The 13,027-nt window shown below is 69.1% G+C and carries 12 protein-coding genes; 6 read left to right on the forward strand and 6 right to left on the reverse strand.

The genetic code is table 11. The annotated features are described in order from the left end of the window. Positions 1 to 164 precede the first annotated feature (164 nt). Positions 165 to 617: a MarR family winged helix-turn-helix transcriptional regulator gene (locus ORI60_RS32215; RefSeq protein ID WP_266041768.1), complete on the forward strand. Its 453-nt coding sequence runs from the start codon at positions 165 to 167 to the stop codon at positions 615 to 617. A 7-nt stretch (positions 618 to 624) separates the two neighbouring features. Next, positions 625 to 975: an MmcQ/YjbR family DNA-binding protein gene (locus tag ORI60_RS32220; RefSeq protein WP_266041769.1), complete on the forward strand. Its 351-nt coding sequence runs from the start codon at positions 625 to 627 to the stop codon at positions 973 to 975. Here ORI60_RS32220 and ORI60_RS32225 read toward each other — a convergent pair. Beyond that, positions 972 to 1,352: a VOC family protein gene (locus tag ORI60_RS32225; RefSeq protein WP_266041770.1), complete on the reverse strand. Its 381-nt coding sequence runs from the start codon at positions 1,350 to 1,352 to the stop codon at positions 972 to 974. The two genes, ORI60_RS32220 and ORI60_RS32225, sit on opposite strands and share 4 nt — an antisense overlap. A gap of 56 nt (positions 1,353 to 1,408) precedes the next feature. On the opposite strand from ORI60_RS32225, the gene ORI60_RS32230 reads away from it, so the two are divergent. Next, positions 1,409 to 1,801: a VOC family protein gene (locus ORI60_RS32230; RefSeq protein WP_266041771.1), complete on the forward strand. Its 393-nt coding sequence runs from the start codon at positions 1,409 to 1,411 to the stop codon at positions 1,799 to 1,801. On the opposite strand, the gene ORI60_RS32235 is transcribed toward ORI60_RS32230, so the two are convergent. The 3 genes from ORI60_RS32235 to ORI60_RS32245 are packed head-to-tail and all read right to left on the reverse strand — an operon-like array spanning position 1,794 to position 5,744. Continuing rightward, on the reverse strand, positions 1,794 to 2,720 hold the full coding sequence (locus tag ORI60_RS32235) for an ABC transporter permease (RefSeq protein ID WP_266041772.1): 927 nt from the start codon (positions 2,718 to 2,720) through the stop codon (positions 1,794 to 1,796). The genes ORI60_RS32230 and ORI60_RS32235 overlap by 8 nt on opposite strands. Next, complete coding sequence (locus tag ORI60_RS32240) at positions 2,717 to 2,905, reverse strand: hypothetical protein (RefSeq protein WP_266041773.1); 189 nt, start codon at positions 2,903 to 2,905, stop codon at positions 2,717 to 2,719. Before ORI60_RS32240 ends, ORI60_RS32235 begins: the two co-directional genes overlap by 4 nt. Next, positions 2,898 to 5,744, reverse strand: a complete 2,847-nt coding sequence (locus ORI60_RS32245; protein ID WP_266041774.1) for an alpha/beta fold hydrolase — start codon at positions 5,742 to 5,744, stop codon at positions 2,898 to 2,900. Before ORI60_RS32245 ends, ORI60_RS32240 begins: the two co-directional genes overlap by 8 nt. 357 nt (positions 5,745 to 6,101) lie before the next feature. Between ORI60_RS32245 and ORI60_RS32250 the strand changes: the two genes are divergently transcribed. Beyond that, a complete protein-coding gene (locus tag ORI60_RS32250) occupies positions 6,102 to 7,106 on the forward strand; it encodes a TerC family protein (protein ID WP_266041775.1) in 1,005 nt (334 codons plus the stop codon). On the opposite strand, the gene ORI60_RS32255 is transcribed toward ORI60_RS32250, so the two are convergent. Continuing rightward, positions 7,107 to 8,309, reverse strand: a complete 1,203-nt coding sequence (locus ORI60_RS32255) for a metal-dependent hydrolase family protein (protein ID WP_266041776.1) — start codon at positions 8,307 to 8,309, stop codon at positions 7,107 to 7,109. An 89-nt stretch (positions 8,310 to 8,398) separates the two neighbouring features. Between ORI60_RS32255 and ORI60_RS32260 the strand changes: the two genes are divergently transcribed. Together ORI60_RS32260 and ORI60_RS32265 are read left to right on the forward strand one after the other, a co-directional pair. Beyond that, entirely contained in the window at positions 8,399 to 10,258 is a 1,860-nt protein-coding gene (locus tag ORI60_RS32260; protein ID WP_266041777.1) for an alpha/beta hydrolase family protein, read from the forward strand. A 130-nt stretch (positions 10,259 to 10,388) separates the two neighbouring features. Beyond that, positions 10,389 to 12,380, forward strand: a complete 1,992-nt coding sequence (locus ORI60_RS32265) for an ATP-binding protein (protein WP_266041778.1) — start codon at positions 10,389 to 10,391, stop codon at positions 12,378 to 12,380. Here the strand turns inward: ORI60_RS32265 and ORI60_RS32270 are convergent. Further along, complete coding sequence (locus tag ORI60_RS32270; protein ID WP_030466547.1) at positions 12,358 to 13,014, reverse strand: RES family NAD+ phosphorylase; 657 nt, start codon at positions 13,012 to 13,014, stop codon at positions 12,358 to 12,360. The two genes, ORI60_RS32265 and ORI60_RS32270, sit on opposite strands and share 23 nt — an antisense overlap. Positions 13,015 to 13,027: the final 13 nt, after the last annotated feature.

Genomic DNA, 13,027 nt, shown 5'->3' on the forward strand with positions numbered 1-13,027 from the left:
TCGCGGCGCCGCGCGTGGTCGGCGTGTCCACTGTGGAGGCGCGTTGCGTGCGGTGGGTTAGATCGCCGTCTCGGTGCGTAATCTCGTGCGCTTGTAACGATTTGCGCGCTTCCCGTAAATCGCCCTCTGGGGTGAGATGTGCGCGGACTGCTTTCGTCAGGGCCGTGGCCCGCCATGATCTCGGGGTGGATGTGGACTCCCACCTCGCCGCGGTGGAGCAGGCGCTGATCGCTGTGCGGCGCAGTCAGTCTCGTCGGGCCTTGGCCGAGTTGGCTGTGCCTGCCTTCGACGTGCTCGATGTCGTGGAAACAGCTGAGCGGACCGGTGCTCAGGCCACGGTTTCCAGTGTGGCCTTGGCTTTGCACGTTGATCAGCCCCGGGCCAGCAAGCTCGTCACGAGTGCGGTCGAGGCCGGGCTGGTGGCCCGTGTCGCCGACAAGGCCGATGGACGGCGGGTGTTGCTCGTGCGGACGCCTCGGGGGCGGGCCACGTCCGCTGAGCTGCACCGGGCCCGTCAGAGTGCCTGTGCTGTCGCCATGGCGGACTGGACCGAGGAGGAGCGGGTGGTGTTCGCCCGGCTGCTCACTCGTTTCGTCGCGGTGTTCGGCGCGCGATAATCCTGTTGTGACACTGGATGAGTTGATCGTCTACTGCGCCGGCAAGCCCGGTGCCGAGGAGACGTATCCGTGGGGCGAGGCCGAGCTGGTGTGCAAGGTCGGTGGCAAGGCGTTCGCCTTCATCGGGCTCGACGCGCACACCGTCGGGTTGAAGTGCGGTGCCGACGCCGAGGCCGCCTCGGTGTGGCGAGAGCGCTTTCCCGGTGACGTCACGGTGAGCGGGTACGTCGGCCGGTACGGCTGGAACACCATCTCGCTCAAGGGGTCCGTGCCCGACGACGACCTGCTGGAGCTGGTCGACGGCTCCTACGAGGCCGTCGTCGCGCGGTTGCCCAAGGGGAGGCGGCCCGCCGTCTAGCGTTCTTCCGGCTGGAGGATGCCGAAGATGTTGTTCTCGGTGTCCTTGTAGTACGCGAGCAGGCCGACGCCGGGCATCTTGTCCTTGGGCAGGGCCACGGTGCCGCCGTTGACCTCGATGGCGGCGATGGTCACGTCGATGTCGGGCACGCTGATCGTCATGACGTAGCCGTGGACCGGTGCGTCCGGGGCCGGGTCCGGGCCGCGGCGGGGGAGCAGGCCGCCGTTCACGCCGGGCTGGTCGTCGTCGCCGGTCACGATGGTCCAGTAGGGGATGTCGCCCCACTGCTCGATCTTCCAGCCGAAGACCGAGGAGTAGAAGTTCCGCGCCCGCTCGGGATCTGCGGCGTGGATCTCGAAGTGCACAGGACGTGACATGAGAGGGCACGCTACTCCGGACAGTGGTTGTCCGCATTGGTCTCTACGGTGTCCGCATGGCAACCGAAATCCAGATCTCGTTCGACGCCGGTGACCCGCCCAAGCTCGCGGACTTCTGGGCGCAGGCGCTCGGGTACGTCCAGCAGCCGCCGCCTCCCGGCTTCGCCACGTGGGAGGAGTTCGCGGTGAAGAACAACATCCCGTTCGACTCGGTGGACGACTACGCGGCGATCATCGACCCGGAAGGCAAGGGACCGCGGTTCCTGTTCCAGCGGGTGCCCGAGGGCAAGACCGCGAAGAACCGCGTCCACCTCGACATCCGGCCGGGTCTCGACGCAGTGGCCCGCCTGGTTTCGCTGGGCGCCACGCGGGTGCGTGAGCACAACGACCAGACGGGCCACTGGGTCGTGATGCTCGACCCGGAGGGCAACGAGTTCTGCGTCAGCTAGTGATGTCCTTCGTCTTGAACCGCCGTGCCGCGAGCAGCGTGAAGATGCCGCCGAAGGCGAGCGCCGAGAACGTGCCGCGTGCCATCTCCGACCAGTCGATGTCGGTCGAGAGCAGGTCGGCCCACGCCATCGCGTAGTGCGTCGGCAGGTAGTTGCGCAGGTCCCCGAGCGGCTCGATCTGGTCGAGGATCTGCGACACGATCGAGACGAGCACCGTGCCGCCGACCGCGCCGAGAGGCGCGTCGGTGGACACGGACAGGAACATCGCGAGGCCCGCGACCCAGAACAGGTTGATCGAGATGTAGACGACCGCGAACGCCATGGCGAGCACGCCGTCGCCGAACGGGGCCGCCTCGCCGGTCGGGCTCACGACCTCGCCCGTGCCGTACCAGGCCACGCCGACGCCCAGTGCCACGGCGGGCAGCAGGGCGAGGGCGAAGACGCTGAGCAGGCCGCTGCTGATGGCCTTCTGGCGCAGCAGGCGGTGTCGCGGGATCGGCGCGGCGAGCAGGTACTTGAGGCTCGACCACGACGCTTCGGACGCGATCGTGTCGCCGAAGAACAGCGCCACGATCATCGGCAGCAGGAAGCTGCTGCTCACGAACAGCGTGAGCACCACGAAGTTGATGCCGCTGGCGGTCGCGAGGTCCACGAAGCCGCCGGAGCGGCGGTTCGGGTCGGACTGCCCGATCTCGAAGCTCGCCGCGAGGATGAACGGCAGCAGCACCAGGAAACCCAGCACGAGCTGGGTCCTGCGGCGGCGGATCTGCCGTTGCAGCTCCACGTGGATGCGGAGGGTGCGGCGCGCCTTGTAGCCGACCGACGAACCGTCCGGAGCCACCTTGGTGTGCTGCTGGGCGGCCGCGTCGGTGAGGTCCTCGAGCGCGCCCGGATCGGTGTGGACGCTGTTGTCGTTCATCGGTCCACCTCCTGCGGGACTGGTGCCTTCGTGCGGTTCGGGTTCGCGGTCCGCACGGGGGCGAACGCGGGCGTGACCGCGATCTCGTCCGCCACGTCGAGGCCGGCCTCGGCCAGCACCTCGACGGCGGCGGGGTTCGGGGCGTCCGCCGTGGCGGACGCCGCTGCCATCAGGAAGTCATTCACCGACCAGCTCCAAGAACGCGTCTTCCAGCCTGCGCCGCGGGCCCGCCTGGTCCACCGCCACGCCGGCCGCCACGAGGGCGGACAGGGCGGCGGCGCGCGGGACGCCGTTCATCGACGCGTGCACGGCACCCTCGTCCTCGTGCACGTCGTGCACGCCTTCGAGGCCCCGCAGGACATCGGCTGCCTTCGAGGGGGAGTCGACGCGGAACGTCGCCTCGCCGCCTCCCGCCGCGATGTCGGCCACTTCGCCGGCGGCGACGAGCTGGCCCTTGTGCATCACGACCACGTGCGAACAGGTCTGCTCGACCTCGGCCAGCAGGTGCGAGGACACGACCACCGTGCGTCCCGCCGCCGCGTAACGGCGCAGGACCTCGCGCATCTGGTGGATCTGGGGCGGGTCGAGCCCGTTGGCCGGCTCGTCCAGGATCAGCAGGTCCGGGAGGCCGAGCATCGCCTGGGCGATCGCCAGCCGCTGGCGCATGCCCTGGCTGTACGTGCGCACGCGGCGGTGCACCGCGTTGCCGAGGCCCGCGATCTCCAGCGCCGCCTCGACGTGCGCCTCCTCCTCGGGCCGGCCCGTCGCCGCCCAGTACAGGCGCAGGTTCGCGGCGCCGGAGAGGTGCGGCAGGAAGCCGGAGCCCTCGACGAACGAACCGATCCGCGACAGCACCGGGGCGCCCGGCGTGACCTTGTGGCCGAAGACCCGGATGTGGCCCTCGGACGGGTGAATCAGGCCCATCACCATGCGCAGCGTCGTGGTCTTGCCGGCGCCGTTGGGGCCGAGCAGGCCGAGGACCATGCCGTGCTCGACGCGGAACGACAGGTCCTTCACGGCGGTCACGCCACCGGGGTAGGCCTTCGTCAGGTTCGAGATGACCAGCGGCACGCCGGCGAGGTCGGGATCGGAGTCCTGGGCCATGCGGCGGCGGAACATCGCGATGACGCCGGAGCCGATCAGCACGAGGAGCGCGATCGCGATGCCCCACAGGGCTCCCGTCGGGAAGCCCTCGGTGACGTTGCGGCCGGGCACGACGGGCACCGAGATCTCGTCGGAGGCCAGCGAGATCCGGTACGCGGCGGGCTGCTCGGCGTTCGCGAACGCCTGGTCCGTCGTCGACACCACGAGAGCCAGCTTGTGCTCGCTCTCGACGGGACGGACCGTGCCGGGCAGCGTCACGGTCACCTCGGCCGCGGAACCGTCCGGCGGCAGCGCCACGCGGAACGGCGCGACGATCGAGCCGGGCAGCGTGCGGGTGCCGTCCCCGGAGACGTCGTAGAGCTTCGCGAACAGGATCGCCTCACCGGAGGTCTGGTCAGCGCGCGCGACGCGCAGCTTCACCGTGGACGAACCGGTCAGCAGCACCTGCGAGTCCAGGACGTCCGAGGTGAACACCGCGGCCTGGCCCGGCATGTCGAGCGAGAGCCGCGACGAGATCGCCGACGACCGCGACAGCGCCGAACCCAGGCCCGGCAGGTTGCTGATCGACGCCGGGTTGCCGCCCGCCGGGTTCACCACGACCTGCTCGCGTCCGCTGAGCTTCAGCGTCTTGCGCTCGGTCGAGGAGCCCGGGGCGAGGCCGGGGTACGACGGCGCCACGACCGTGCGCAGCGACGGCTGGCCGGACGAGCGGAACGCGCCCTGCACCGTGTACTCGAAGCCCGTGCCGGGGTCGGTGCCCTTGCCGCGCAGGTGGAAGTCCATCCAGTCGGCGATCTCGCCGCGCAGCGCGGTGCCGGGGTTGCCGCCGTCGTGGCCGCCCGCGTACCAGACCATCTTGACCTGGGCGCCGGCCGCGGCGATCTGACGCGCGGTGGCGTCGGACTGGTCGAGGCCGAACAGGGTGTCCTGCTCGCCCTGCACCAGCATCGTCGGCTGCTTGATCTTGTCGGTCACGGCGACGGGGGACGACTTGCGCAGCAGGTCGAGCGTCTGCTGCGAGGCGCGGCCCGTCGTGGCGACCTCGGTGTAGGCGGCGCAGACCTCGGGCGTGAAGCGGCCGCACGCGCCCAGGGACGGCGTGGGCGGCTGCAGGCCCTGGGCGCCGGAGTTGCCGCCCGGCTGCTGCTGAGGTGCCTGGACGGAGTTCTGGCTCGGCTCCCGCTGGCCCTGCTCGGGCGCGTCACCCGTGGGCGACGAGAGGTCGATCGACGTCATGCCCGCGGAGAAGAAGATGCCCGCCCACGAACGCTTGAAGACGCCGTCCTCGCCGAACGCCGTGGCGGACGGGGTGGCGTCCGCGCGCGGTGTCGCCAGTGCCGAGTTCGGCAGCAGCGCCTGCGCGAGGTCGTTGTAGGTGATGACGGGGACGAGTGTGTCGACGCGCTTGTCGACACCCGCGAGCAGCAGTGACAGCGCACCGCCGTACGACGCGCCTGTCACGCCCACGCGGGGGTCGCCGCCGCTGTCCTTCTCCACCTCGTCACGTGTGCCGAGGAAGTCGAGGAGCTTCTGCGCGTCGCGGACCTCGCGGTCGACGGAGTTCAGCGCGATCTGGCCCGTGCTGCGACCGAAACCACGTGCGGACCACGTCAGGACGACGAATCCGCGCCGGGCGAACTCCTCGGCCTGCGTGTGCACGCTGCGCAGACTGCCGCCGAAGCCGTGCGCGAGCATGATCGCGGGCGCGGGCGTCTGCTGGGGGAGGTAGAGGCGGGTCTCGATCGTCACCGTCTGGGCGCTGTCAGCGCTCTCGGGTGCGTCGATGTTCGCTTCTTTGAAGGAAACGGCTACGGGGTCGTCTCCGGATCGAGTGAAGTACACGCCACCTGCGACGAGGGCGAGTACCACGATCAATGCGGGGATCGTCCACCTGCCGCGAAGGCGGGAGAGGCGGGACACGTCGATGACGATATGCGAGTTTCGCTGAGAACGACCTGTTGGGATCCGCCCGCGGTCTCAGCATCAGTGGATCTTCAGCAGGCCTTCAGGTAGTGGTCGGTTCAACCCGAACGACACGCTGCGTATTCCCATCGCACCTGGTTGCGTGGGTCTGCTCACCCTGTGTGGCGCTAACCGCTCCTCGTAGAGCACAATATTGACGCAGCATGGAGGGGAGTACTCCCTAAGCAGCGGTGTCGTCAGTACGGAGCTCGGCGTGGAGCTCCCGGTGCCGTTGGTCGTTCGAGAGCTCGTCTCGGCGGCGGAGGAGACCTCCGGGTTTATCTGGCATGCGCTGAGAATCCCGGAGGTTGGGTTGTGAACGTCCCCGCATGGATGTGGATCGCGACGATCGGTGGTCTGCTCGTTCTGCTGGCTGTGGACCTCGTGATCGTCGATCGAAAGCCCCATGAGGTGACGATCGGTGAAGCCGCCCGCTGGGTGATCTTCTACGTGGCGATGGCCGCGGTCTTCGGTCTCGGCATCTGGTACTTCTCCGGTGGGCAGTACGCCACTGAGTTCTTCGCCGGGTACATCACCGAGTACTCGCTGAGCGTCGACAACCTCTTCATCTTCTTGATCATCATGACGACGTTCAAGGTGCCCGCGATCCACCAGCACAAGGTGCTGCTGATCGGCATCCTGCTCGCCCTCGTCATGCGCGGCATCTTCATCGCGGCCGGCGCGGCGCTCATCGCCAAGTTCAGCTGGGTCTTCTTCATCTTCGGCGCGTTCCTCATCTACACCGGCTGGCAGCTGGCGCGGGAGAACCACGACGAGGAAGAGGAGTACAAGGAGAACCTGATGCTGCGCATGGTGCGCAAGGTTTTCCCGGTGACCAACGACTTCCACGGCTCCAAGTCGTTCATCAAGATCGACGGCAAGCGCTTCGTGACCCCGATGTTCATCGTCATGGTCGCGATCGGCTCCACCGACCTGCTCTTCGCGCTCGACTCGATCCCCGCGATCTTCGGCCTCACCAAGGAGCCGTTCCTGGTGTTCACGGCCAACGCGTTCGCGCTGATGGGTCTGCGCCAGCTGTACTTCCTGCTCGGCGGACTGCTCGCGAAGCTCGTCTACCTGTCGATCGGCCTGTCGGTGATCCTCGGCTTCATCGGTATCAAGCTGATCCTGGAAGCCCTGCACACCAACACCCTGCCGTTCCTCAACGGCGGCGAGCCCTTCCACGTGCCGACGATCGGCATCGAGGTCTCCCTGTCGGTGATCATCGGCGTGCTGGCGATCACGACGATCGCCAGCCTGCTCAAGGTGCGCCGCGACCCGGACTCCGCGAAGCACATCGGCGCCGACGCCAACCACTAGCTACAACTGGGAGACGCCGTTCTGGTAGACGGCGCGAACGGCCTGCTTCAGCGTTCCGGCCTTCACGTGCTGTTCGGCGTCACCCTCCACGAGAACGAGATCGGCGAGCTTGCCAGGGGCGAGCTCGCCGAGTTCGTTTCCGAGGCGCATGAGCTCCGCGGCGGACGTCGTGGTCGCGTGGAGCGCCTCGGCCGGGGACATGCCGTACTCGACCATCAGCGTCAGCTCCTTGAGGTTGTCGCCGTGCGGGCCGACACCGGAGTCGGTGCCCATCGCGATCTTCACGCCCGCCTCGTACGCCTTCTGGAACGACTGGAAGTGCTGCGAGACAACGGCGTTGGCCTTGTCGAGGATGACGTCCGAGATCGCCACGCCGGCGGCGGCCTGGTCGAGCACCATGCGCGGGGCCATCAGCGTCGGCACGAGCCACGTGCCGTTCTTGAGCATCTCCTCGACGCCCTCGTCGGTGAGGAACACGCCGTGCTCGATGGACCGCACGCCGTTGCGCACGGCCGTGAGGATGCCGTCGCCGCTCATGGCGTGCGACATCACCGCGATGCCCGCGGCGTTGGCCTCCTGCACGATCATCGCGATCTCCTCGTCGCGGAAGTGCGCGTGCCTGGGGTTGCTGCGCGGGGACATCACGCCGCCGCTCGACGCGATCTTGATGATGTCGGCGCCGTGGCGGACGAGCGTGCGGATGACCTTGCGCAGCTCCTCGGGACCGTCGGCGACGGTGTCCGGCAGGCCGGGGTGCAGGGGCGGTGAGATGTGGGCGCCGCACTGCATCCAGTCGTCGTTGTGGCCGCCGGTCTGCGAGACCATGTTGACCGCGATCTGCATGCGCGGGCCCTGGACCAGACCGCGCCGGACCGCCTCGGCGACACCGAGGTCGGCGCCGAGCGCGTCGCGGACGGTCGTGATGCCGCACTGCAGCGTGGCCTTCATGTTGCCGATCGCCTCGTAGAACGGCAGCGAGAACGGCGTGTTCAGCGACCTCACCAGGTCGGCGCCGCTGAACATGAAGTGCACGTGGCAGTCGAACAGCCCCGGCAGGATCGTGTGGCCCGTCGCGTCGACCTTGGTGTCGCCGTCGAGCCCGATGCCGACGTCGACGATGCGGTCGTTCTCGACCACCACGTCGCCGGGCTCTGTCGCCCGGCCGGTGAAGACCCTGCCCCCGGAGAACACGATGCGCGTCATACGCGGGAATCTATGCGCTGAGTCAATTTTTGTGATCGGTCAACAAATAACTCTGAGCGTTGCTAACAAGTTCTGTTAGCGTCCACGCCGTGCGCCCTGAAGACCTGCAGCTGCTCACCACGCCCGGCACCGTCGCCGTGTCCGGAGACCTGGTGCTGGTCAGCATCACCACGCCCGACCTCGACAAGAACACCTACCGGGGCGGTCTGCACCGGGTGTTCCCGGACGGCACGACAACACCGTGGACGCACGGTGATCGTGACAATGCGCAGCGCATTTCTCCCGACGGCAGGCTGGTCGCGTTCTTGCGCGTCAGCGGAAAGTCGAAGCCGCAGCTCTACGTCGTTCCGGTGGACGGCGGCGAGCCGCGCCGGCTGACCGATCTGCCGCTGGGCGCCGGTGCCCCCGTGTGGTCGCCGGACTCGTCACGGCTCGCCTTCGTGGCCCGCGTGCCCGAGGCCGGCCGCTACGGCACCACGGACGACGGCCCCGAGTCCGAGCCGCCGCGCCGCATCACGCGCCTGGACTACCGCGTCGACGACGTCGGCTTCCTCGCCGACCGCCGCCCGCGCCTGCACGTCGTCGACCTGGACGGTGCCGTCTCCGAGGTCACCGACGGAGCGCACGACGTCTCCGACCAGGCCTGGCTCGACGACTCGACGCTGGTGTTCGTCGCCCCGCGCGACCTGGGCGTCTCCGAGACCCTGCACTCCGACCTGTACACGGTTCCCGCCACCGGCGGCGAGGTCTCGCTGCTGGTGCGCGGCGCCGGTGAGGTCTCGATGCCGTTCGTGGCCAACGGGTCGCTCTACTGGCTGGGCACCGAGTTCACCGGGATCGACGCGGTGGCGCGCAACCACGGCCTGTGGAAGTCCCCGGTGGACGGTTCCGCTCCCGTCCGCCTCACCGACGTCGAAACCGTCGACGTGGAACGGCTTTCGGGTCAGCCCGTGGCCGACTCGTCCGGCGTGCTCCTGGTCGTGCGCAACCGCGGTGCGCTGGAGCTGCGGCGCATCCCGTTCGACGGCGGGCCCGGCGAGGTCCTGGCGGGTTCCTCGGCCGCTGTCCGGTCGTTCGCCACCGACGGGTCCACCCTCGTCGCGGTCGTGTCCACTCCGGACAGCCCCGGTCAGGTCGAGTTCGTCGGAACCGGTGTGCGCACGGCGTTCTCGTCGGTCTCCACGCGCCGGGTCGTGGAACTCACCGGCTCCGCCTCCGACGGCTACCCGGTGCACGGCTGGCTCGTGCTGCCTGAAGGCGACGGCCCGCACCCGGTCGTCATGGCCGTGCACGGCGGCCCGTTCATGTACCACAGCTGGGGTTTCTTCGACGAGGCCCAGGTCTACGCCACCGCCGGCTACGCCGTCGTGCTGCCGAACCCGCGCGGCTCGGCGGGCTACGGCCAGGCCCACGGCCAGGCGGTGGTCGGCAGGTTCGGCACGGTCGACGTGGACGACGTCCTGTCCCTTTTGGACGTGGCGCTCGCGCGCGAGGACTGCGACGCCGATCGCGTCGGCGTGATGGGCGGCTCCTACGGTGGCTTCATGACGTCGTGGCTGTCCGCGCACCACGGCGAACGCTTCAAGGCGGCCTGGAGCGAGCGCGCGGTGAACGCCTGGGACTCGTTCGGCGGTTCCTCGGACATCGGCTACTTCTTCGCCGACGCCTACTGCGGCACCGATCCCGAGGCGCAGCGCGCGATGTCACCGCTGACCTACGCCGAGAAGATCAACCTGCCGTTCGCCGTCGTCCACTCCGAGCACGACTGGCGCTGCCCCCTGGAGCAGGCGCAGCGCATGTTCGTGGCGTTGAAGCGCCGCGGCGTCGAGACGGAGATGCTGATCTTCCCGGGCGAGGGGCACGAGCTGACCCGGTCCGGGCAGCCGCGGCACCGCAAGCAGCGCTTCGACGCGGTGCTGGAGTGGTGGGACCGCTACCTCAAGGCCTGAAGGCCGGGCTGAGGCTGCTCCGATCTCCCGCCGGAGCAGCCTCACCCGGCGGTGCTTGCAAGGCGCACGTCAGGAGGCCTGACCCGTTCGGCCGCTGGATCGCCGGCTTGTCCGGAGTGAAGGTGGTCGGGTGGAGAACACACCCTCCAGGGCAGTGGTGCGGGCCAGTTGGCAGGGCGGCCTGCCACCGGTGTCGCCGGACGGTGCGGTGCCCCGTCAACTGCCGGCGGTGGTCGCGACCTTCAGCGGGCGGCGCGAGGAGCTGTCGCAGCTCGATTCGGCACTGAGCTCGGGTGCCGTCGTCATCTCGGCGGTCAACGGCACGGCGGGGGTCGGCAAGACCGCCTTGGCGCTGCACTGGGCGCACCGGGCGGCCGACCGGTTCCCGGACGGTCAGTTGTACGTGAACATGCGCGGGTTCGATCCGGACCGCGAACCGATGACGGTCGCCGAGGCGGTCCGGGGCTTTCTCGACGCGCTCGGGGTGCCGAGTGACGCCATCCCGGTCAGCCTGGACGCCCAGACGGCCCTGTTCCGCAGCAAGATCGCGGGACGTCGGGTCCTGCTCGTGCTCGACAACGTCAACAACGCCGCGCAGGTCCGGCCTCTGCTGCCGGGGGACTCCTCCTGCTTCGTCCTGATCACCAGTCGGAACAGCCTCGCGGGACTGGTCGCCGAGCACGGCGCGCGACCGTTGCGCCTGGATCTGCTCTCCGACGACGAAGCCGCCGCGCTGCTCCGTGACCGGCTGGGTGACGTGGACACCGACGCGCTGGTCGAGCTGTGTTCCGGCCTGCCGCTCGCGCTGAGCATCGTGGCCGCCCGTGTCGCGCTGGAGCCGAACACGTCGATCGCGGAGTTGCGCGCGGAACGACTCGAAGCGCTCGATCTCGGTGAGGAGCACGTCAACGTCCGGTCGGTCTTCTCGTGGTCGTTGCGGGCGTTGAGCGAGCCCGCGGCGAGGCTGTTCCGGCTGCTCGGACTGCACCCCGGTCCGGACATCGACGCCCACGCCGCGGCCGCCCTCGCCGGTCGTGGCGACTGCAGGAAGCTGTTGCGTGAGCTGGTGAGCGCCTCGCTGCTGGAGGAGTACCTGCCCGGGCGGTTCCGCTTCCACGATCTGTTGCGGCTGTTCGCCCAGGAGCTGGCGGGTTCCGATGACGAGGCCCGGCACCGGATGCTCGGCTTCTACCTGCACACGGCATGGGCAGCGGACCGAGCGCTGGTGACGCAACGGATAGGTGTCGACCTGCCGCCGCTACGCCCCTCCGTCGTGCCGTTGAGGTTCACCGGCCCGTCCGATGCACGCGAGTGGTTCGTAGCCGAGCACGCCGTGTTGAAGGGTCTGGTCGGGCACGCTGCGGCGGCCGGATTCGACCGGTACGCGTGGCAACTGGCGCTGACGATGCGCAGTTACCTGGACACGCAGGGACATTGGCGCGACTTCGCGTCGGTGTACCGGACAGCGGTGGGGCCGGTGAACCGGCACGCCGACCTGGTCGCTCGCGTTCGTGTCCACAGAGGACTTGGTCGCGCGCTTTCCCGCCTGTCGCAGTGGGAGGAGGCGGAGTACGTGCTGCGGTTGGCGCTCGGCCTCGCCGAGGAATCCGGTGACCGCACACAGCAAGCGCACTGCCACGAGGCGTTGTCCGCGTTGTGCTCGGCTCAGGGCAAACACAAACGCGCGTTGCAGCATGCGAACGGATCGCAGAAGTGGCATCCCCGGCACGACGACGCCTGGCTGGCGTCAGCCTGGGTGCTGAAGCCCCGTTGCTACGCGGCGCTGAACCTGTTCGACGAGGCGCTGGTCGCCGTCGCCACCGGGTTGAAGCTGCATCGCGGTCTCGCGACACCCGACGAGACGGGCGAGGCCGAGGCGTTGAACTGCGCGGCCCACATCTACCTCCGCAAGAGCGAGTTCGGCCTGTCTCTGGAAAGCGCGACGAGCGCGCTCACGCTGCACCGGTACCTCTGCAACAGGCCGGGAATCGTCGAGGCGTTGTTCCACATCGGTGATGCGTGCGAGAAGCTCGGCCGGCACGACGACGCGCGCCTCGCGCGGGAAGAAGCGGCAGCGATCCAGGCGGACCTCACCGGCATCAGCCCAGAAGTGTGTAGTTGAGTTCCTCGCACACGCGCGCCAACGGCAGATCCAGACCCGGATGGTCCAAAGGCAGCAGCACGTCCGGCGCCGCGGGCAGCCCGGAAGCGCCGGGCGGGTCCCACAGGCAGATCGCCGGGTCGCCGGAGTCCATCGACGACCGGTACCAGAGCCCGTCCAGCTCCGGGTAGGCCGCCCGGATTGCCCGCGACCACGCCTGCGTCACCAGCTTCGGCCCGGTCGAGATCTCCTGCGAGGCCCCGACGCGCGTGGGCCACAGCCCGCCCAGGTCCAGCAGCCTCAAGGTGCGTCGCGGGCGGAGCACCACCAGGAACGGCGAGCGGGTGCGGCGGTCCACGATCGACGTGGCCTGGAAGACCTCGGCGATCGAGGTGCGGACGGACAGGCCGAAGTAGAGGACGCCGTTCTCGTGGTCCTGGACCGGGCTGCCGTCGTCCGCCGGTTGTTGCGCGTCGAAGCGTGCGTGGGGGAGTGGGCCCGTGTAGCGGAACGTGTTCCAGCGCTGGGGGTGGGAGCCCTTCGCGGTGAAGACGCGGACCAGGCGGGTCGCCCGATGCACCGCCACCACGTCCTCGGTGCGGCGCAGGTGCGCTTGGAGCACGGCAGGGGCAGGCGGCTGCGGAAGCCGTGACATTCGGGTCCTGTCG

It is taken from the genome of Lentzea sp. NEAU-D7 (assembly GCF_026242055.1).
Taxonomy (GTDB): domain Bacteria; phylum Actinomycetota; class Actinomycetes; order Mycobacteriales; family Pseudonocardiaceae; genus Lentzea.

Bases quoted from the DNA above. Each gene is read 5' to 3' on its own strand.
- ORI60_RS32225 (WP_266041770.1), bottom strand. From the start codon at position 1,352: ATGTCACGTCCTGTGCACTTCGAGATCCACGCCGCAGATCCCGAGCGG.
- ORI60_RS32230 (WP_266041771.1), top strand. From the start codon at position 1,409: ATGGCAACCGAAATCCAGATCTCGTTCGACGCCGGTGACCCGCCCAAG.
- ORI60_RS32235 (WP_266041772.1), bottom strand. From the start codon at position 2,720: ATGAACGACAACAGCGTCCACACCGATCCGGGCGCGCTCGAGGACCTC.
- ORI60_RS32255 (WP_266041776.1), bottom strand. From the start codon at position 8,309: ATGACGCGCATCGTGTTCTCCGGGGGCAGGGTCTTCACCGGCCGGGCG.
- ORI60_RS32270 (WP_030466547.1), bottom strand. From the start codon at position 13,014: ATGTCACGGCTTCCGCAGCCGCCTGCCCCTGCCGTGCTCCAAGCGCAC.